This is a genomic window from Actinocorallia aurea (assembly GCF_054783995.1).
This window is the reverse complement of record NZ_BAAGPQ010000002.1, coordinates 130,256-148,783: the sequence shown is the minus strand read 5'-3', so window position 1 is coordinate 148,783 and position 18,528 is coordinate 130,256. Positions and strand designations below refer to the sequence as shown.

Here is an 18,528-nt window from a genome sequence, read left to right as displayed (position 1 = left end):
CACCTGGGGTTCCTAGAACCGCATTCTAGACAACCTCGGGCTCAGCCCAGGTACGCGGCCCGTACCGCCGGGTCCTCGCGCACCTCGGCGGGGGTGCCCTCGGCGATGACCTTGCCGAGGTCGAGCACGACGATCCGCTCGCAGGTGTCCATCACGAAGCCGACGTCGTGCTCCACCAGGAGCACCGTGGCGTCGACCGAGGACAGGACGTCGGCGAACACGGCGGCCTGCGCCGGGTCGAGGCCCGACGTCGGCTCGTCCAGCAGCAGGATCTTCGGATCGTCGGCCAGCGCGCGGGCCAGCTCCACGAGGCGGCGCCGCCCTATCGGCAGCTCCGCCGCGTACAGCCCGGCGAGGTCGGCGATGCCGCAGCGCTCCAGCGCCGCCTCGGCCCGCGCCCGGCGCGCCCTCTCCCGCGCGCGCCGCGACGGCAGCGCCAGCAGGTCCGCGGCCAGGCCGCCGCCCCCGCCGTGCCATTCCAGCGCCGTCAGCACGTTGTCCAGGACGGTGAGGCGGCCGAACACCTGCGGGCGCTGGAACGTCCGGGCCATCCCCTCGCGGGCCCGCCGCACCGCGCCGCGCCCGGTGACGTCCGCGCCGTCCACCCTGACGTGGCCGCCGTCCGGCCGGCGCAGCCCCGTGACCACGTCGAACAGGGTCGTCTTGCCCGCGCCGTTCGGCCCGATCACCCCGCAGACCTGGCCCGCGGCCACGCCGAAGGACACGTCGCTGAGCGCCCGCACCCCTCCGAAGCTGACGCTGATCTCCTTGAGCTCCAGGCTCATGCGCTTCCCTCCTCGACCGGGCTCGCGGCCGGCCGGATGCCCAGATAGGCGGCGGCCAGCTCGTCGGCGTCGACGTCGGCGCGCGGCCCGCGCCAGGTGATCCTGCCCTGGCCCATGTACGCGACGGTGTCGGCGATCTCCAGGGCCTCGTGGGCCTTCTCCTCCACCACGAGCAGGGCGACGCCCTTCTCGCGCAGCTCACCGAACAGCTCGAAGACCTGCCGGACCACGAGCGGGGCGAGCCCGAGCGACGGCTCGTCGGCGATGAGCACCTTCGGCGGCCGGACGAGCGCCGGGGCGAGGGCGAGGATCTGCTGTTCCCCGCCGGACAGCGAACCCGCGTGCAGGTCCCTGCGCTCGGCGAGCCGGGGGAACCGCTCGTAGGCCTGAGCCCTGTCCGACGCCGAAGGCAGCCAGAGCGTCAGGTTCTCCTCCACGGTCAGCCCTGGGAAGATCCCTCTGCCTTCGGGAGCCAGGTAGATGCCTTCGCGGGCGCGTCTGAACGGGGAGGCGCCGGTGACGTCGGCGCCGCCGAGCAGGACCCGCCCGGACGCCGGGGCCACCGCGCCCACGGCGACGGCACAAGCCGTCGACTTGCCTGCGCCGTTCGCGCCGAGGAGTGCCACGACCTCGCCCGCCCGCACCGCAAGGTCGACGCCGCGCAGCACGGTCGTGTCCCCGTACCCGGCGACGACCCCTTCGAGGACGAGCGCGGCGTCGTCCACGGCTCCGTCCCGCGCTCCGTCCTGCGCGACTCCGTCCTGCGCGTTCTCGGCGGGCTCAGCGGGCGCGGCCGCGTCGGCCTCCCGCGCCTCCCGCGCCCGCGCCTCCTCGACGGCCGCCGCGTGCCGCCGCCGGTACCGCTGCTCGGCGAACTGGGACAGGACGCCGTCGGGGTGCCGGGCGAGGATCATGCCGCCGAGGCCGAAGAGGATCGCCTCGACGTGCGTGGAGTCGGTGACGTACGACAGGACCTCGTGCGAGACGCCGACGATGAGGCCGCCGACCACCGCCCCGCCGATCCGCCGGACGCCCTGGAGCACGACCACCGCGAGCCAGAGGAATCCGAGGTTGACGTGCATGTCGCTGGCGTAGATCTGGCCCTTGAACGTGGCGAACAGGACCCCGCCGAGGCCGCAGATCCCTGCCGCGACCGCGAAGAGCGTCAGCTTGGTCCGCACCGCGGAGACCCCGGCCGCCTGCGCCGCGGTCGGCGCCGAGCGGACCGCGAGGATCGCCCGCCCGGACGGGGACCGCTCCAGGTTGCGGACCAGCAGCGCCACGACCGCGATCACCGCGAGCAGCAGCACGATCCTGGTGCGCGGATCGCCGGTGTCGGTCGGCCCGAGCACGATCGCGGGGAAGCTCCACCCTTGGGTGCCGTTGCTGAACGCGTCGATCTGGAAGAGGACCTGGTCGGCGAGCAGGCCGAGCGCCAGCGTCGCCAGCGCGAGGACCTTGCCGCCCAGGCGCAGCGCCGGAAGCGCGACGATCAGGCCCGCCGCCACCGCCGCGAGCACGCCCAGCGCGGCGGCGAGCCCGAACGGCAGGCCGTGCCCGAGGAGGACCCCGGCGGTCAGCGCGGCGAGCGCGGCGAACGACGCCTGCGCGAGGTTCACCATCCCGCCGACGCCCGTCACCACCACGAACGAGCAGAAGATGAGCGAGAACACCAGGCCGGTCGCGACCAGGCCCGCCCAGTAGTCGCCCGCGAGGAACAGCACCCAGACGAGGCCCGCGCCGCCGACCACCGCCCACGGCAGCATCCGCCGCAGGCGCGGCAGGTCCGCGAGGTAGTCGGGCGGGGGCGCGTCCTCGGCGACGGTGCCCGCGACCCGCGCGCGCGAGCGGTTCAGCACCACGAGGCCGACGAGCAGGAGCAGCGCCGGGACACCCGTGGCCAAGCCCGTCACCTGCTCGGTGAGCGAGCCGCCGTATCCGGCGACGAGGTTCTGCACGACGCCGAGGGCGAGGCCCGCGGCGAACGTCCAGGGGATCGAGCGCAGGCGGCCGAACACCGAGGCCGTCGCGGCGGTGAACATCAGGACGGTGAACGCGCTCTGGTCGAGGCCGAGCGCCGGGACGGCGAGCACCCCGGCCAGCGCGGCGAGACCGGAGGACAGCATCCACGCCTGGGCGGACGCGGCGTCGGCGTCGACCCCGCGCCAGCCCGCCAGGGACCGCTGGTCGACGGTCGCGCGCATGCGCAGCCCGAGCGGGGTGTGCCGCATGACCAGCCACAGCCCGGCGGCGGCGAGCGCGGCGAGCGCGAACACCAGGAGCTGGTCGGAGTCCAGGCGCACCCCGTCCAGCGGCTCGAACGTGGTGGGCGGCTGCGGGCCGAGCCCGCGCGGCGAGGCGCCCTCGGTGACCGACGGCAGCCCGAGCACCTCCACCAGCCAGAGGCCCAGCGCGGGCAGCGCGATGAGCAGGCCGATCGTCGCGACGATCGCCTGGGTCTCCCCGGCCGCCGCCAGGCCCCGGAACATCAGCCGGTGCAGCGCCCAGCCGAGGAGCGGGGCGAACAGGCCGACGGTGAGGACGGCGGCCGGCCAGGTCGGCCAGCCCGCGCCCGCGGTGAGTTCGAAGTACAGCAGCGCGGCGACGAAGCCGACCGCGCCGTGCGCGAAGTTGAAGACGCCGGTGGCGGCGTAGGAGAGGGTCAGGCCGGAACCGAGCAGGGCGAAGATCGCGCCGGTCACGAGTCCGCTGAGCACCAGTCCGAGGAATTCGGTCAAGACGGCTCCCGAGGGGTCGGCGCCGCCCCGCGGGGCGGCGCCGGAGGCACTACTTCAGCGGGGTGTTGGGGGTGCACTTGAGCTGCTGGGCGACCTCGAAGGCGTCACCCTTCAGCTGGACGAGCGCGCCGCAGCCGTTGGGCTCCTTCTTGTCCTTCGGGTACTCGATCCGCCCGAACCCGGGGTTCTCGTAGGTGAAGTTCTCGGCCGCGGCGAGGAACGACTCCCGCGTCAGGTCCTTGCCCGCCTTCGCGGCGATCGCGAGGAACACGTCGGCGGCCCAGTAGCCGACGGCCATGTGCTGGGTGAACTCCACCGCGCCGCCGCCGGAGGCCTTGGTGATGTCCTCCTTCATCCGCACGACCTCGGGCATCGTGGACTCGAACGGCTCGAACTGCGGCGACGACAGCACGCCCTCCAGGCCCGCCTTGAGCGCGGGGTCCTTGAGCACCACCGGGTCGTAGCTGGTCGCGTCGCTGATCGCGCCCTTGTACCCGGCCTTGCGCAGCGCGCCGAACAGCCCGGCGTTGAGCTTGGCCCCGGCCATGATCGACACGACGACGTCGGGGGCGCCGCCCTCGGCCTTCATGATCTTGTTGACGTAGGGGAGCCAGTCCTGCGGCGGCGCGGTCGCGGGGATCGCCGCGGACTTGCCGGCGAGCTCGAACCCGGCGGCGCTGAACGACAGCCCGATGTTGTCGACGCCGGTCTTGGACGCCGTGGAGTCGGTGCCCTGGATCCAGGCGGACTTGCCCTCCGCGCCGCCCAGTTCCGCGGCGACCTGCGAGCCCCACCACGTCTGGGTGGATCCGCCAGGGGAGGGCGCGAGGCAGCCGTTGTAGCCGAAGGCCGACTTCTTGCCGCACCACTGCGGGCCCGTCGCCCAGCCGAACCACGGGACGCCCTGCTGCTCCAGGAAGTCGCCGCCGCCGAACTGCGGCGAGCTGACCGGGACGATCGCGAACACCTCGTCCTTCTGGACCAGCTTCTGCGCGGCGGCCGTGCCCTTGGCCGGGTCCATCCCGTCGTCCTCGGCGCCGGCGAACTCGATCTTGCGACCGCCCACGCCGCCCTCGGCGTTGGCACGTTCGAAACGGGCCTTCGCCCCGATCTCGGCCGCGCCCGTCGAGTACCCGGTGGCGCTGGTCTTGGTGAGGATGCCGCCGATCTTGATGGTGGTGTCGGTGACTCCGGCGGACGCGTCGCCCGTGCCGGTGTTCTCGGTCGTCGTGCAGGCCGTGAGGAGGCTCGCGGTGATGGCCACGGCGACCGCGGCCCGAGTTTTCATGCGCATATGGAGGGGACTCCCGTACGGAGTTCGCGCTAACTGACCTAGCGCTCGCTTGATCCGGAGGGTACGTCGAGGGCTCGTACCAAGCAAGTGCTTGGTGTTACGGTGCTCGGTATGACGACTATGCGCGCCGCCGTGCTCCGCGAGTTCGGCGCCCCCTTGGAGATCCTTTCCGTCGACGTGCAGGAACCGCGGGCCGGCGAGGTCCTGGTCAAGATCGCGGCGTCCGGCATCTGCGGCTCGGATCTGAAGACCTTGGACGGCAAGAGCCCCGTCGTCAGGAAGCTCCCCGTCATCCCCGGGCACGAGAGCGCGGGCGTCGTCGCCGCCGTCGGGCCCGGCGTCACCGGGGTGAAAGAGGGCGACCACGTCATCGTGGCGATGAACGGGCCGTGCGGACGGTGCCGCAACTGCTCCCGGGGACGCGTCCACCTGTGCTCGGGCAAGTCCCGGATGGCCGCGATCATGGGCATGATGCCCGACGGCTCCACCCGCCTGTCCCTCGACGGGGAGGCCGTCACCCCCTACATCGGCATCGGGTCGTTCGCCGAATACGCGGTCGTCACCGAGCCGATGTGCGTCAAGGTCGCCAAGGACGTGCCGCTCGACCTCCTCTCCCTGACCGCCTGCGGCGTCGTCACCGGAGTGGGCGCGGTGCTCAACACCGCGAAGGTCGAGCCGGGATCGTCGGTGCTGGTCGTCGGCGCGGGCGGAGTCGGCCTCAACGTGATCCAGGGCGCGGTCCTCGCCGGCGCCACGACCGTCATCGCCGCCGACCTGCTGCCCGGCAAGCTCGAACTCGCCAAGGAGTTCGGCGCCACCCACACGATCCTCTCCGAAGACCTTCCCAAGCAGGTCGGCGAGATCGCCCGCGGCGGCGTCGACTACGCCTTCGACGTCACCGGACACCCCGCCGCACTCACCGCGGCCTTCACCGCCACCCAGCCCGGCGGCACCACGGTCATGGTCGGCAGCCCCTCCGCCCCCTCCCTCGACATCCCCACCTCGGCCCTCTTCTCCTCCCGCCGCCTCATGGGCACCCAGGGCGGCGACGCCAACCCCGCCCGCGACCTCCCCCTCCTCGTCGACCTCTACCGCCAGGGCCGCCTCAACCTCGACTCCCTGGCCACCGAACGCGTCGCCCTCGACGCCGTCAACGACGCCGTCACCCGAGTCCGCTCCGGCCAGGTCGCCCGCTCCATCATCACCTTCTGACCACCCGCTGGGCGGCGCCACAAACGCCGCCCACACCCGCTTGCGTCAGTCGACGAAGAGCTCGTCGACGCCGGCGGCGGTCACGGCCCGCTCCAGCCACCGGTCGAGCTGGTCGCCGTCCTCGCAGGCGAGGATGCGCTCACGCGCGGGCTGGGTGACCAGGATGTCCCGCGCCTGGAGAACCTTGATCACGGCCATGGCGGTGCTCTTGATGGCGCCTTCGGCGCGCAGGGAGTCGGTCCAGGGGCTGCTGTAGCTGAAGGGCTGCTGCTTCATCAGGATTTCCACGTAGTCGCGGCCGGCCTCATCGAGCGCACCGACCATGAGGTTTGGTACCGACCCGCCTTTTCGGGGTCCGGCAGGGAATCGAGCGCACCGCAGACGTTGCCCAGAAACGAGTTGGGCGCAGAAATGGTGCACGAGGTCCGGGTTCTCTTTGACGAGAAGCGTCCGTGCCTCGTGCGCTGTGGAAACGGGCATGGGTGGGACTGTAGTGACGGTTGATGGAATTCGTTGGCTAAATCGAGTTTTTCGGGATTGGGGTGGGCTGGTTTGTCGATTGATTGGGGAAATGAGAATTGGGATTGGGGGAATTGTGGGTTCTGTGGGGGTGGTGGCTTTTGTTGGGTTGGTTGGGGGATCTCCGGGTTTGTGGAAGGTTGTTGGGGGTAGTGGGGGGCGGGTCGGGTAGGGCGGTGAGTGATGAAGGGAAAAACGAGGTTTGGGGGAGGCCATGGGGAACGAGAGGAATGCTCGGGATCTGATGAGTCCGGGGGCGCGGACCATCGAGGGGCACGAGACGCTGGATCGGGCGGCGCAGGTCATGCGCGAGGAGGGCGTGGGGGCGCTGCCGATCGTGGGGGCGTCGGGGCGGTACGAGGGGATACTCACCGATCGGGACATCGTGCTGAAGTGCGTCGCCGAGGGGCATGATCCGGCGAAGGTCACGGCGGCCGATCTCGCGGGCGGGCTGTACTCGTGCCCGCCGACCGCGACCGTCGCGGAGGCGCTGGAGATCATGGAGAAGCACCGCATCCGGCGGCTGCCCGTGATCGAGAACGACTCGATCGTCGGCATGATCAGCGAGGCCGACCTGGCCAAGCACCTGCCCGACACCGAACTCGCCGATTTCTGCCACAAGATCTACATGGGAACGAGTTGAAGCCACGGCGCTGCCCCGTAGGCCCCTGGGGCCGGAGGGGCAGTGCCCGGGATCCCAAACGCCCCATCACGCGACGCCGGAGGCGGCGCAGTTCGATCAGGCGAAGTGCTGGCCGCCGTTGACGTCCAGGACGGCGCCCGTGGTGGTGGCGGAGGCGTCGCTTGCGAAGTGGAGGACGGCTCGGGCTATGTCCTCCTCGGAAGCGATGCGGCGGAGGGCCATGGCGGCGGTGTCGCGGGCGCGGACCGCCTCGAAGGTGGTGCCTTCGGCGGCGGCGCGGGTGGCCGTCCAGTCGTCGAGGACGGGGCTGGCGATCCACCCGGGGGCGACGCAGTTGACGCGGACGCCGTGCGGGCCGAGCTCGTCGGCCAGGCAGTGCGACAGAAGGTGGACGGCGGCCTTTCCGGCGGCGTAGTCGCTGCGGCCCGCGTAGCCGGAGCGGCTGGACATCGAGGTGATGTTCACGATCGAGCCTGACCCCTGCGCGACCATGTACGGCGCTATATACCGGCACGCCAGAAGAGTTCCGTACGCGGCGATGTCGACGACTTCGCGCCACTTCGCCAGGTAGGCGGCGTCCATGTCGAGCACGTTCTTGCGGTGCGTGCCCGGGAAGGCGGCGTTGACCAGGACGTCGATCCGCCCGAACCGCTCGTGCGCCGTGGCGGCGAGCGCCTGGACCGCCTCGGGGTCGGTCACGTCGGTCGGCACGGCGAGGGCGCCGGTCTCGGCCGCGATCGCCTCCAGCGACGCGGGCGTCCGGGCGGCGACGACCACCTTCGCGCCCTCCTGCGCCATGAGCCGGGCGAGGGTCCTGCCGAGCCCCGGTCCGGCCCCGGTGATGACCGCGATCCTGTCTTCGAGCACCATGCGCGCACTGTACCAAGCGATTGCTTGTTTGGTACCGTGCGGACGTGGATCTCACCTTCACACCCGCCCAGCAGGCGCTCCGCGCCGAGGTCAGGGAGTGGCTCGCCGCCCATGTGCCCGCCGAGCCCCTCCCGTCGATGGACACCGCCGAAGGCTTCGCCCGGCACCGGGAGTGGGAAAGCGCGCTCGCCGAGGCCCGGCTGAGCGTCCCGTCCTGGCCCGCCGAATACGGCGGGCGCGCGGCAGGGCTCGTCGAATGGCTCATCTGCGAGGAGGAGTACTGGGCCTCCGGCGCGCCCGGAAGGGTCAGCCAGAACGGCATCTTCCTGCTCGCGCCGACGATTCTGCACTGGGGCACCCCCGAGCAGAAGGCCCGGTTCCTCCCGAAGATGGCGACCGCGGAGGAGGTCTGGGCGCAGGCCTGGTCCGAGCCGGAGTCCGGCAGCGACCTCGCCTCCCTGCGCGCCACCGCCACCCCCGACGGCGACGGCTGGCGGCTGAACGGCCAGAAGACGTGGAGCTCCCGCGCGGTGTTCGCCGACTGGGGCTTCGGCCTGTTCCGCTCCGACCCCGCCTCCGAGCGCCACCACGGCCTCACCTACTACCTCTTCCCTCTGGACGCCCCCGGCATCACCGTCCGGCCTGTCGCCCAGCTCGACGGGGAGACCGGCTTCGCGGAGATCTTCTTCGACGACGTGTACGTGCCCGCGTCACAGGTCCTCGGCGGCGTCGGCAAGGGCTGGTCGGTGGCGATGGCCACCACGTCGTCTGAGCGGGGCCTCACCTTGCGGAGCCCGGGACGGTTCATGGCCGTCGCCGACAGGCTCCTGGCCTTGGCGCGCGAGTCCGGCGACCAGGCCCTCCGGGACGCCGCGGTGAGCGCCTGGTCCGACGCCGACGCCTACCGCCTCTACACCTGGGCCGCCGTGGCGCGCCTGGAGGAGGGCATCGAGCTGGGCCCGGCGTCGTCCCTGATGAAGGTCTTCTGGTCCGAGCTGGACCTGAAGCTGCACGAGCTGGCGCTGGCCCTGCGCGGGCCCGCCGCCGCCCTCGCCGACCGCTGGATGGACGGGTTCCTGTTCGCGCTCGCCGGCCCGATCTACGCCGGGACGAACGAGATCCAGCGCAACATCATCGCCGAACGAGTGCTGGGGCTGCCCCGATGAGATTCGCCTTCACCGAGGACCAGCGGCTGCTGGCCGCGACCGTCGCCGACGCCCTCGCCAAGGCCTGCCCGCCCGCGCTCGTCCGCGCCGCGCGCACCGACCCGTCGGTGCGCCGCGGGGATGCCTGGACCGCGCTCGCCGGGCTCGGCCTGCTCGGCGCCATAGTGCCCGAGGATCAGGGCGGCCTCGGCCTCACCCCCCTCGACACCGTGCTCGCCTGGGTGGAGATCGGCCGCTTCTGCGTGCCCGGCCCGCTCGTCGAGACCGCCGTCGCCGCGCCGCTCCTGCTGCCGAAGGGCTCGCCCTGGCTTGCGCGGATCGCCGCGGGGGAGGCGGCGGCCTCGGTCCGGTGCGCGGAGAACCCCTACCTGCTCGACGCCGACATCGCCGACCTGCTCCTGCTGCCCGAGGAGGCCACCGCCTCACCCGTCGAGGCGGCTTCGGCGGACGGGACGCGGCGGCTGTCGACCGTCGCGGGGGAGACCGCGCCGGGAGGAGCCGCCGCCGACCACGCGTCAGTGGCGGTCTCCGCCCAGCTCCTCGGGCTCGGCGACCACCTCCTGGACGCCGCCGTCGCCTACGCCGCGCAGCGCAGGCAGTTCGGCAAGGCCATCGGCTCGTTCCAGGCCGTCAAGCACCTGCTCGCCGACGTCTCGGTGGGCCTGCGCTTCGCCGAGCCGCTCGTGCACCGCGCGGCCTATGCGCTCGCGCACCCCGGCCCGGACACCGCCCGCGACGTGTCGGCCGCCAAGGTCGCGGTCGCCGAGGCGGCCCACCGGGCGGCCCGCGTCGCGCTCCAGGTGCACGGCGCGATCGGCTACACCGACGAACTCGACCTGCACCTGTGGCTGTCGAGGGTGTGGGCGCTGGTCCCGGCCTGGGGCGATCCCGGCCACCACAGGGCGCGGATGCGGGCGGCGCTCCTGGGCGACCGGTGACGGGCGCCGGCGGGCGGGGCTGCACCGTCGCGACGGACGTCGGCGGCACCTTCACCGACGTGGTGCTGGCCGACGCGGACGGACGCGTCCACGTCGTCAAGACGCTGACCACGCCGGACGACCCGGGCGACGGCCTTCTCCGGGGTGTCAGCGAAGTCCTCGCCTTGGCCGAGGTGGACCCGGGCGAGGTGACCCGGTTCGTCCATGCGACGACGCTGGCCACGAACGTCATCCTGGAGCGGCGCGGCGTGCCCGTCGCGTTCGTCACCAGCGGCGGCTTCCGGGCGCTGCTCGCGCTCGGCCGCCAGGCCCGGGTCGAGGAGGAGCGCTTCGACCTCGGCTTCGTGCAGCCCGACCCGCCCGTGCCGCTGACGCACACGTTCCAGGTGGACGGCAGGATAGGCGCGGACGGGAGCGAAGTCGCGCCCTTGGACGAGGAAGGCGCGGCCCGCGTCGGCGAGGAGATCGCCGCCCTGGGCGTCGCGGCCGTCGCGGTCTGCCTCCTGCACTCCTACGCCGAGCCCGCCCACGAGCGACGGCTCGGGGAGATCCTCCGGGCCCGCCTGGGCGACGTGCCCGTCGTGCTCTCCAGTGACGTCTGGCCCGAGATGGGCGAGTACGAACGGGCCACCACGACTCTCATGTCCGCCTATGTCGGGCCGGTCATGGACTCCTACCTGCGCCGGCTCACCGAACGGCTGCACCAACTCGGCATCACCGCCCCCGTCCAGGTGATGGAGTCAGCGGGCGGGGTGCTGCCCGCCGAGATCGCCGCCGCACTGGCCGTACGGACCATCGAGTCCGGGCCCGCGGCGGGCGTCATCGCCGCGGCCGACGCGGGCGCGGCCCGCGGGCTCGCCGACCTCATCTCCTTCGACATGGGAGGCACGACCGCCAAGGCAGGGCTCGTGCGCGGCGGCCGGCCCGGCATCACCCACGAGTTCCAGGTCGGCGGCAAGGGCAGCTTCGGCGGACGCAGGCCGGGGTCGGGCGTGCCCATCAAGATCCCCGCGATCGACCTCGCCGAGGTAGGCGCCGGAGGCGGCTCCATCGCGTCGGTGTCCGGCGGGACGCTCCGGGTCGGCCCCCGGTCGGCGGGCGCGGACCCCGGACCCGCCTGCTACGGGCGCGGCGGCCTCGACCCGACCGTCACCGACGCCAACCTCATCCTCGGCTACCTGTCCCCGGACGAGTTCGCGTTCCCGCTGTCGAGGGAACTCGCCGAAGAGGCCATGCGCAAGGTGGCCGACCCGCTCGGCGTCGACACGGCCACCGCCGCGGCCGCCGTGCACGACATCGCCAACGCGCAGATGGGGACGGCCGTCCATGTCGTCACCGTACGGCGCGGCATAGACCCGCGCGGGTACACCCTCGTCGCCTTGGGCGGCGCCGCGCCCACCCACGCGGCCCGGCTCGCCGAACGGTTCGGGATCAGCCGGGTGCTCGTCCCGGCGAACTCCGGCGTCGGCTCGGCCGCCGGCCTCCTGCGCGCCGACCTGTCGGTGGAGCACGCCCGCACCTTCCTGCGCCCGGTCACCGCACTGTGCTCGGGCGCCCCGGCGAAGCCGGGTTCTCATGCGTCCGGGCACAGTGCGGCCGAAGACACCGCCTCCCTCACCGAAGAGGCCCTGGAAGGGCTCGGCGCCCTCCTCGACTCGCTGGAGATCGCCGCGCGGGGCGACCTGTCGGCCCGCGAAGGCGGCGAGGTCACACGGTCGGTCGGGATGCGCTTCATAGGGCAGGCCCACGCCTTCACCGTCGACCTCCCGCCCGGACCGCTCACCTCGGCGCTCATCGCGCAGGTGACCGAGAACTTCTACAAGAAGTACGAGGAGTCCTACGGGATTCCTCTGCGCGATCCGGCGGAGCTGACCACCGCGCGCGTACGCGTCACCGTGGTCGCGCCGCACCCTCCCGCCGCGCCCGCCGAACCCGTACCGGCCGTCGAGACGCCCCGCACGGTGCACCTCGACGGGGCGGCCCGGGAGATCCCGGCGCAGCCCCGCGCGTCCTGCGTGCCGGGCGAGCCCCTGCCCGGCCCCCGCATCCTCACCGACGCCCAGTGCTCGGTCCTCGTCCCCCCGGGCTGGCGGGCGACCGCGACCCCCGAGGGCGCCACCCTGCTGGAACGGCTCACCGAGGAGGCCCCGTGAGCGACGACCTGACCGCCGAGATCCTGCGCAACGCGCTGTGCACGGCCGCCGAGGAGGCCAGCATCGTCGTGGTGCGCTCGGCCTACTCGACCTTCATCGTCGAGGGCGCCGACGCCGCCGCGGCGGTCCTGGACGCGGGCGGAAGGCTCATCGCGCACTCGACGTCCACCGCGATCATCCAGTGCGCGTCCCTGCGCAGCGCCCTCCCGTACCTGCTGCGCCGCTTCCCTGCCGCGGACATGGTGCCCGGCGACGTGTTCCTCATGAACGACGTCTACCAGGGCGGCATCCACGCCAACGACCTGCTGGTGTTCCGCCCGGTCTTCACCGGCGGCGAGGCCGCGTACTTCACCGGGACGCTCATCCACGTCGCCGACCTCTCGGGGCTGTCGGCCGGGGGCATGGCCTCCGACGCCACCGACGTGTTCCTGGAGGGCGTCCAACTGCCGCCGGTCCGGATCGCCACCGCCGCGGGGCTCGTCGACGACGTCGTGGCGATCCTCGCGGCGAACTCGCGGACCCCCGACAAGCTCGTCGGCGACCTGCGGGCGCTGATCGCCGGGGCCAACGTGGCCGCGCGGCGGGTCGAGGAGCTGATCGACGAGCGGTTCGCCGACGCCGTCTCGGCCTACCTCGCCGACACCGAGCGCCTGATGCGCGCGTCGCTGGCCGAGATCCCCGACGGGACGTACGTCGGCTCCTACACGCTCGACGACGGGCTGACCGTCCGCGTCGCGGTCACCCTGGCGGGCGGCGGTGCGAGGATCGACTTCACCGGCACCGACGGCCAGGTGCCGCTTCCGGTGAACTCAGGCTTCTCCCAGACGCTCGGCGGCGTCATGTACGCGCTGCGCTGCTACGTCGATCCGGCGCTGCCGCTCAACGAGGGGTGCTTCGCCCCGCTGGACGTCGTGATGCCCGAAGGCAGCCTCGTGCACTGCACCCGGCCGTATCCGGGCGGCGGAAGGTTCGGCACGGTCGCGGCGGCGGAGGAGGCGATCTTCGCGGCGCTCACCCGCGCGCTGCCGGGCCGGGGAGTCGCCGCGTCCGGCATCCTCCAGGGGTTCAGCCTGAGCGGGGCGGACCGGCCGTGGCTGCACATGTCGTTCGACCTCGGCGGGATGGGCGCGGGCGCGGATCGCGACGGCCCCGACGCGACGGGCGCGCTGTTCGGCGGCGGGCGCAACATCATCGCGCAGGTCGAGCCGGTCGAGGCGCGGCTCCCGGTGCGGATCGAAGCCGTCGAGCTGATCCCCGACTCCGGAGGCGACGGCACCCGGCGCGGCGGACTCGGCACCCGTACGGTCATCCGCCTTCTGGAGGACGCACGCGTCGACACCCGGGGAGACCGCCTGCACCGGCCGCCTCCCGGAGCAGAAGGCGGCCTGCCCGGACGGGCCGGAGGCTACTTCCGGGAACTGCCCGACGGCACGCGCGAACCCCTCGACACCAAAGCGACCCGGCAGCCTTTGCGGGCAGGGGAGGCCTTCGTCCTGGAGACGTCGGGCGGCGGCGGGTACGGGGCGCCGTCCGGGCGCGCGGAGGCCGACCGGGCCCGCGACCTCGCAGACGGACGCATCACCGGCGACTCGTAGGACGGACGCACCCTTGAGATTCGGCATACCCCTCGGCCTCGTCCACCCGGCGCTGTGGAAGCCCCTGGCGGTCGAGGCGGACCGGCTCGGCTTCGACTCCGTATGGATCCCCGAGCACCTGGTCTTCACCACCGACCTGTCCACCGCGAACTATCCGGGGACCTCCGACCCCGGCATCAACCCGCGCACCCCTCTGTTCGACGCCCTCGGCTACCTGTCCCACCTCGCCGCCGTGACCCGCCATGTGCGGCTCGGCACCGCCGTGTACCTGTACGGGCTGAGGCACCCGCTCATCAGCGCGCGCGCTTTCGCCACGCTGGACCACCTCTCGGACGGGCGCGCCATCGTGGGCGTCGGCAGCGGCTGGTACCGGGGCGAATGGGACGCGGCGGGCGTGGACTTCCGGACCCGCGGCTCGCGTCTCGACGAGGCCCTCGACCTGTCCCGGCGGCTGTGGACCGAGCCCGTCGTCGCGCACGAGGGCCGCCACTTCACCGTCCCCGAGGTCGCGTTCGAGCCCAAGCCCGTCCAGCCGCTCATCCCGGTGACCGTCGGCGGCGAGTCCGACGCGGCACTGCGCCGCGCCGCCCGCAACGACGGCTGGATCAGCATGCCCCAGACCCCCGAGGCCATCGCCCCGAGACTCGCCCTCCTACGTGACCTCAGGGACAAGGCCGAAGTCGACCGCACGAACCGCCCCCCGTACGAAGTCACCGTCCACGCCTACGAGATGCGGACCCCCGACGAAGTCCCCGTCTGGGAGTCGCTGGGCGTCGACCGCCTCATCGTCCGTCCCTGGACCCGCTCCCGCGACGCCGTGGCCTCCCTCGCCCCCTTCGCCGAGTCCTACGGCGTGACCCCGCCCCCGTCCTGACCCGCGGCCGAGAGGACGCCGGTGAGCAGGGTGGTGAGGGCGGCGGCCGTGCCCTCGCCCTTGGGGTCGCCGGTGGACAGCCGGCGGATGGCGAGGCCGTAGAGGAGGCTGACGACGACGGGGGCGTGCCGTCCCGGTTCGGGCACGCCCAGGGCGTCGAGGATCGCGGCGGCGAGCGCGTCGTAGGCGGCGACCGAGCGGGCGGCGGCCTCCTGGAGCGAAGGGTGCCGGGCGGCCTGGAGGTGCAGTTCCAGGGTGGCGATCTGCTCGCGGGTCCCGGCGAGCGCGACGATGGCGCGCTCCACCTCGGCGGCGGCCTCCTGCGGGGTCAGGGCGGCGTGCGAGAACGCCAGGGCCAGCGCGGAGATCCGCTCGATCTCGGTGTCCACGAACCGGGTCAGCGCGGCGTGCAGCAGATCGCCCTGCGCGGGGAAGTGGTACGTCAGCGTGCCGAGCGAGACCCCGGCCTCCGCCGCGACCCGCCGGTTCGTGACCGCGCCGACGCCGTCCTCGGCGACCAGCCGCAGCGTGGCGCCCAGGATCCTCTCCCGCGTGTCGCTGCTCATGGCGGCCATCCTCTCAGGGGCTCCGGGCCGTTCTGGGCCTTCCGCGAAGGGCCGTCGCCAGTTTATCGTTCGTTCGAACGAACGAGGAGGCTTTCATGGGCGGGTATCCCGGGCTGGCCGAGCAGGCGGGGCTGGTCGCGAAGGGCGAGGCGAGCGCCACGGAGCTCGTCGAGGCGGCCCTGAGCCGTGTCGCGGCGGTCGACGAGCGGGTCGGGGCCTTCCGGGTCGTGCGCGGTGAGCAGGCCCTCCAGGAGGCCGCTGAGGCCGACCGGCGGATCGCCGCGGGGGAGCGGCTGCCGCTGCTCGGGGTGCCCGTCGCGGTCAAGGACGACACGGACCTCGAAGGCGAGACCACTCCGTTCGCCGTGAAGGGCGCCCACCGGCCCGCGGTCCGGGACGCCGAGCAGGTCCGCAGGCTCCGCGCGGCGGGCGCGATCATCATCGGCAAGACCCGCACCTGCGAGATCGGGCTGTGGCCGTTCAGCGAGTCGCCCGGCTTCGGCGCGGCCCGCAACCCGTGGAAGCTCGGCTACACGCCGGGCGGCTCCTCCGGCGGGTCCGCCGCGGCGGTCGCGGCCGGCATGGTCGCCGCAGCCGTCGGCTCCGACGGCGCGGGCTCCATCCGCATCCCGGCCGCGTGGACCAACCTCGTCGGCGTCAAACCCCAGCGCGGCAGGGTCTCCGGCTACCCGCACACCGACCCCTTCCACGGCCTGACGGTCTGGGGCCCCCTCGCCCGGACCGTCGAAGACGCCGCGCTCCTCCTCGACGTCCTGTCGGGCAGCCACCCGGACGACGTCTACCGGCTCGACCCTCCCCGCACCCCGTTCGTGGACGCGGCCCGGAGCACCCCGCGCCGGCTGCGCGTCGCCGTCTCCTTCCGGACGGCCTGGGGCGTGCCCGGCGGCATCGACCCGGAGATCCGCGCGGCGATCGAGCGCATGGCCCGCGTCCTCACCGACCTCGGCCACAAGGTGTTCCCCGCCGACCCCGACTACGGCCCCGTCGCGCTCGGCCTCGTGCCGCGCGGCACCACGGGCGTCGCGGAGTGGCTCGACTCGATGCCCGACCCGGAGCCGGAGGCGCGCACCGAGGTGGAGGCGAGGATCGGCCGGATCGCCGGACGGCGGCTGCTGCCCCTCGCCCGGAAACTCGACCCGTACCTGCGCCGCCGCGTCGGCCGCATCTTCGCCGCCGCCGACGTCGTCCTCACCCCGACGACCGCGCACCTCCCGTCGCGTGTGGGCGCGTTCGACGGGGCCGGCTACCGGCGCACCCAGTCCGGCGTCGCCGCCCTGTGCCCCCTGGCCTGGCCCTGGAACGTCCTCGGCTGGCCCGCGGTGAGCGTCCCCGCGGGCTTCTCCTCCAACGGCCTCCCGATCGGCGCCCAGTTCCTCGCCCACGACAGCGACGAACGCACCCTCCTCACCCTCGCCGCCCAACTCCAGGAGGCCGAGCGCTGGCACGACCGCACGCCCGCGCTGTAGGGGTCTTGCGTTAAGGAGAGGCGGAGAGCGCCTTCTTCAAGGCGTCCCGAGACCACGCGTCGGCTGTCCGGGTGGTCTCGGGCAGCCGGTAGCGGGGCGTGAGGGCGAGCGTGAGGCGGACGCAGGAGTCCAGGTCGATGAGGTGCCCGGGGGAGACGTGCACGGGCCGGATCCCCGTCTGCGTACGCAGCGTCCGCCCCACCTCTTCACCCTCCAGGAGCAGCGGCGTGGACGCCCCGCGTTCGTCCCCCGGAGCGGCCGACGGAAGCAGCGGCGTCTTGGCGACCCCGAAGGTGGGCCGCCCGGTCAGCAGCCCGAGGTGGCACGCGAGCCCGAACCGCCGCGGATGCGCCAGCCCGTGCCCGTCGCACACGAGCACGTCCGGCGCCACCTTCCCGAGCCCCCGTAGCGCCGAAAGCAGAGCGGGCACCTCCCGGAACGCGAAGAGCCCCGGCACGTACGGAAACGAAGGCCGCTCCACGGCCACGGCCGCATCAAGGACCCGGAAGGTGCGCGCGTCCAAGACGACGACGGCCGCCGCCACAAGCCCGTCGTCCCCCTCCCCGTCCCCGGAGTACGCCACGTCCAGGCCCGCGACGGTGGCGGGCGCGTCCCGCAGGGGCGGGAAGCGCAGCCGCTCCCTGAGCTCCACTTGGAGCGCCTCGGCCTCCGCGACGCTTCCCGGCCGTGCGTAAGTCCCGGCGATCTCCATCCTTCGACCCTAAAGGACCCCTATGGTGCCGTTGATGACACGGCATCGAGGAGCCCCCGCATGATCACCGAGACGCCCCCGGAGACTTCCGCCGAAGGCTGGGACGACGCCCTGAGCGGCGCCTTCGAGATCCTGCTGGGCGCGCCACCGGCCACCGACGACGGCGCCGTATACGGCGTGTACCACGCCTCGGATCCCTTCGACGAGTTCCTGTTCCCCAGTCCTTGGGCGACCCCCGAGGCCCTGACCGGCCGGGAGCCGACACGGCTGCCGGACCCGGACGCGGAGGAGTACCCGTTCTCGCCCTTCGCGTGGCGGTTCGACCTGGGCGGTTCGCTGTTCTGCCTCGACCCCGACCTCCTGGCCGGATCGGGTCCGTGGGGCGAAGGCGGGCACAAGGGCCCCCGGCCGTTCGACGACGTCTTCGCCGCCGACCTGCGGGCCGTCTCAGCGTTCGGTGAGGGAGGGGAGGCGCTGGTGCACGGCGCGGATCTGGGACCGCTGCTGGCCCGGCACGGGGTCGACCTGACGGGCAAGGGGGCCGGGAAACTGAACGGCTGGCTGACGGTGCTGCTGCGCGTGGCCACCGACGGCACGCTCACCGACGCGATGCGGGCCGCGACGTTCACCGGGCGCGGCCCCGGCCACCTGGTCCCGATGACGCGGTCCCGCCGCGCCGAGGAGCCCTGGGAGGAGAGGCTGGGCGCCGTCACGTATCCCGGCCTCCGCGACCATCTCCGCCTGCTGTGCCTCGGCGACGACGACGCGCGGAGCGAGGGCGCCTCCTACTGCGGCACCGGCCACTGGGCCTTGAACCACGTGCTGGAGGACCTCGGCTGCTCCCTCGTCGCGGCCTGGGAGTTCGGCGAGTCCCAGGCCGGCACCGCCGTCGTTCGCCTTCCAGCCGGGCCCGGCGCCCACTCCGCTGGCAGGTGAGCGGGCGACCCGGACGAGGCCCCGGGCCCTTCGCGCATCC

General features: G+C 73.2%; 16 protein-coding genes. 9 read left to right on the top strand and 7 right to left on the bottom strand.

Features of this window, described 5'->3' with window-relative positions; all coding sequences use genetic code 11:
• Nucleotides 1-41 precede the first annotated feature (41 nt).
• The 3 genes from ACYVOM_RS00890 to ACYVOM_RS00880 are packed head-to-tail and all read right to left on the bottom strand — an operon-like array spanning nt 42 to nt 4,811.
• Nucleotides 42-785 carry an ABC transporter ATP-binding protein gene (locus ACYVOM_RS00890; RefSeq protein WP_460301237.1) on the bottom strand — a complete coding sequence of 248 codons (744 nt, stop codon included), beginning with the start codon at nt 783-785 and terminating at the stop codon, nt 42-44.
• A complete protein-coding gene (locus ACYVOM_RS00885; protein ID WP_460301236.1) occupies nt 782-3,523 on the bottom strand; it encodes an ABC transporter permease subunit in 2,742 nt (913 codons plus the stop codon). The genes ACYVOM_RS00890 and ACYVOM_RS00885 overlap by 4 nt, the downstream gene beginning before the upstream one ends.
• A gap of 49 nt (nt 3,524-3,572) precedes the next feature.
• On the bottom strand, nt 3,573-4,811 hold the full coding sequence (locus tag ACYVOM_RS00880; RefSeq protein WP_460301235.1) for an ABC transporter substrate-binding protein: 1,239 nt from the start codon (nt 4,809-4,811) through the stop codon (nt 3,573-3,575).
• A 117-nt stretch (nt 4,812-4,928) separates the two neighbouring features.
• Between ACYVOM_RS00880 and ACYVOM_RS00875 the strand changes: the two genes are divergently transcribed.
• A complete protein-coding gene (locus ACYVOM_RS00875; RefSeq protein ID WP_460301234.1) occupies nt 4,929-6,029 on the top strand; it encodes an alcohol dehydrogenase catalytic domain-containing protein in 1,101 nt (366 codons plus the stop codon).
• A gap of 45 nt (nt 6,030-6,074) precedes the next feature.
• On the opposite strand, the gene ACYVOM_RS00870 is transcribed toward ACYVOM_RS00875, so the two are convergent.
• Entirely contained in the window at nt 6,075-6,305 is a 231-nt protein-coding gene (locus ACYVOM_RS00870) for a hypothetical protein (RefSeq protein ID WP_460301233.1), read from the bottom strand.
• A gap of 487 nt (nt 6,306-6,792) precedes the next feature.
• Between ACYVOM_RS00870 and ACYVOM_RS00865 the strand changes: the two genes are divergently transcribed.
• Nucleotides 6,793-7,191 (top strand): CBS domain-containing protein, encoded by a 399-nt coding sequence (locus ACYVOM_RS00865; RefSeq protein WP_460301232.1) that lies wholly within the window; start codon nt 6,793-6,795, stop codon nt 7,189-7,191.
• 96 nt (nt 7,192-7,287) lie between these two features.
• Here ACYVOM_RS00865 and ACYVOM_RS00860 read toward each other — a convergent pair whose 3' ends face one another.
• Complete coding sequence (locus ACYVOM_RS00860; protein WP_460301231.1) at nt 7,288-8,061, bottom strand: SDR family oxidoreductase; 774 nt, start codon at nt 8,059-8,061, stop codon at nt 7,288-7,290.
• A 44-nt stretch (nt 8,062-8,105) separates the two neighbouring features.
• Between ACYVOM_RS00860 and ACYVOM_RS00855 the strand changes: the two genes are divergently transcribed.
• From ACYVOM_RS00855 to ACYVOM_RS00835, 5 genes are read left to right on the top strand one after another with little or no spacing between them, the layout of a single operon-like run.
• Complete coding sequence (locus ACYVOM_RS00855) at nt 8,106-9,227, top strand: acyl-CoA dehydrogenase family protein (RefSeq protein ID WP_460301230.1); 1,122 nt, start codon at nt 8,106-8,108, stop codon at nt 9,225-9,227.
• Nucleotides 9,224-10,165 carry an acyl-CoA dehydrogenase family protein gene (locus ACYVOM_RS00850; protein WP_460301229.1) on the top strand — a complete coding sequence of 314 codons (942 nt, stop codon included), beginning with the start codon at nt 9,224-9,226 and terminating at the stop codon, nt 10,163-10,165. The genes ACYVOM_RS00855 and ACYVOM_RS00850 overlap by 4 nt, the downstream gene beginning before the upstream one ends.
• Nucleotides 10,162-12,318 (top strand): hydantoinase/oxoprolinase family protein, encoded by a 2,157-nt coding sequence (locus ACYVOM_RS00845; RefSeq protein WP_460301228.1) that lies wholly within the window; start codon nt 10,162-10,164, stop codon nt 12,316-12,318. The genes ACYVOM_RS00850 and ACYVOM_RS00845 overlap by 4 nt, the downstream gene beginning before the upstream one ends.
• Nucleotides 12,315-13,913: a hydantoinase B/oxoprolinase family protein gene (locus tag ACYVOM_RS00840; RefSeq protein ID WP_460301227.1), complete on the top strand. Its 1,599-nt coding sequence runs from the start codon at nt 12,315-12,317 to the stop codon at nt 13,911-13,913. Before ACYVOM_RS00845 ends, ACYVOM_RS00840 begins: the two co-directional genes overlap by 4 nt.
• Nucleotides 13,914-13,926: 13 nt before the next feature.
• Nucleotides 13,927-14,787, top strand: coding sequence for a TIGR03619 family F420-dependent LLM class oxidoreductase (locus ACYVOM_RS00835; protein ID WP_460301226.1), 861 nt, complete (start codon nt 13,927-13,929; stop codon nt 14,785-14,787).
• On the opposite strand, the gene ACYVOM_RS00830 is transcribed toward ACYVOM_RS00835, so the two are convergent.
• On the bottom strand, nt 14,760-15,353 hold the full coding sequence (locus tag ACYVOM_RS00830; RefSeq protein ID WP_460301225.1) for a TetR/AcrR family transcriptional regulator: 594 nt from the start codon (nt 15,351-15,353) through the stop codon (nt 14,760-14,762). The two genes, ACYVOM_RS00835 and ACYVOM_RS00830, sit on opposite strands and share 28 nt — an antisense overlap.
• Before the next feature lie 95 nt (nt 15,354-15,448).
• On the opposite strand from ACYVOM_RS00830, the gene ACYVOM_RS00825 reads away from it, so the two are divergent.
• A complete protein-coding gene (locus ACYVOM_RS00825) occupies nt 15,449-16,840 on the top strand; it encodes an amidase (protein WP_460301224.1) in 1,392 nt (463 codons plus the stop codon).
• 10 nt (nt 16,841-16,850) lie between these two features.
• On the opposite strand, the gene ACYVOM_RS00820 is transcribed toward ACYVOM_RS00825, so the two are convergent.
• Complete coding sequence (locus tag ACYVOM_RS00820) at nt 16,851-17,552, bottom strand: endonuclease V (protein WP_460301223.1); 702 nt, start codon at nt 17,550-17,552, stop codon at nt 16,851-16,853.
• Nucleotides 17,553-17,612: 60 nt separating this feature from the next.
• Here ACYVOM_RS00820 and ACYVOM_RS00815 point away from each other — a divergent pair, with 60 nt between their 5' ends.
• Entirely contained in the window at nt 17,613-18,488 is an 876-nt protein-coding gene (locus tag ACYVOM_RS00815) for a hypothetical protein (protein ID WP_460301222.1), read from the top strand.
• Nucleotides 18,489-18,528: the final 40 nt, after the last annotated feature.

Bases quoted from the DNA above. Each gene is read 5' to 3' on its own strand.
- ACYVOM_RS00890 (WP_460301237.1), bottom strand. From the start codon at position 785: ATGAGCCTGGAGCTCAAGGAGATCAGCGTCAGCTTCGGAGGGGTGCGG.
- ACYVOM_RS00820 (WP_460301223.1), bottom strand. From the start codon at position 17,552: ATGGAGATCGCCGGGACTTACGCACGGCCGGGAAGCGTCGCGGAGGCC.
- ACYVOM_RS00815 (WP_460301222.1), top strand. From the start codon at position 17,613: ATGATCACCGAGACGCCCCCGGAGACTTCCGCCGAAGGCTGGGACGAC.
- ACYVOM_RS00830 (WP_460301225.1), bottom strand. From the start codon at position 15,353: ATGAGCAGCGACACGCGGGAGAGGATCCTGGGCGCCACGCTGCGGCTG.
- ACYVOM_RS00825 (WP_460301224.1), top strand. From the start codon at position 15,449: ATGGGCGGGTATCCCGGGCTGGCCGAGCAGGCGGGGCTGGTCGCGAAG.
- ACYVOM_RS00870 (WP_460301233.1), bottom strand. From the start codon at position 6,305: ATGAAGCAGCAGCCCTTCAGCTACAGCAGCCCCTGGACCGACTCCCTG.
- ACYVOM_RS00865 (WP_460301232.1), top strand. From the start codon at position 6,793: ATGAGTCCGGGGGCGCGGACCATCGAGGGGCACGAGACGCTGGATCGG.
- ACYVOM_RS00880 (WP_460301235.1), bottom strand. From the start codon at position 4,811: ATGAAAACTCGGGCCGCGGTCGCCGTGGCCATCACCGCGAGCCTCCTC.
- ACYVOM_RS00860 (WP_460301231.1), bottom strand. From the start codon at position 8,061: ATGGTGCTCGAAGACAGGATCGCGGTCATCACCGGGGCCGGACCGGGG.
- ACYVOM_RS00850 (WP_460301229.1), top strand. From the start codon at position 9,224: ATGAGATTCGCCTTCACCGAGGACCAGCGGCTGCTGGCCGCGACCGTC.
- ACYVOM_RS00875 (WP_460301234.1), top strand. From the start codon at position 4,929: ATGACGACTATGCGCGCCGCCGTGCTCCGCGAGTTCGGCGCCCCCTTG.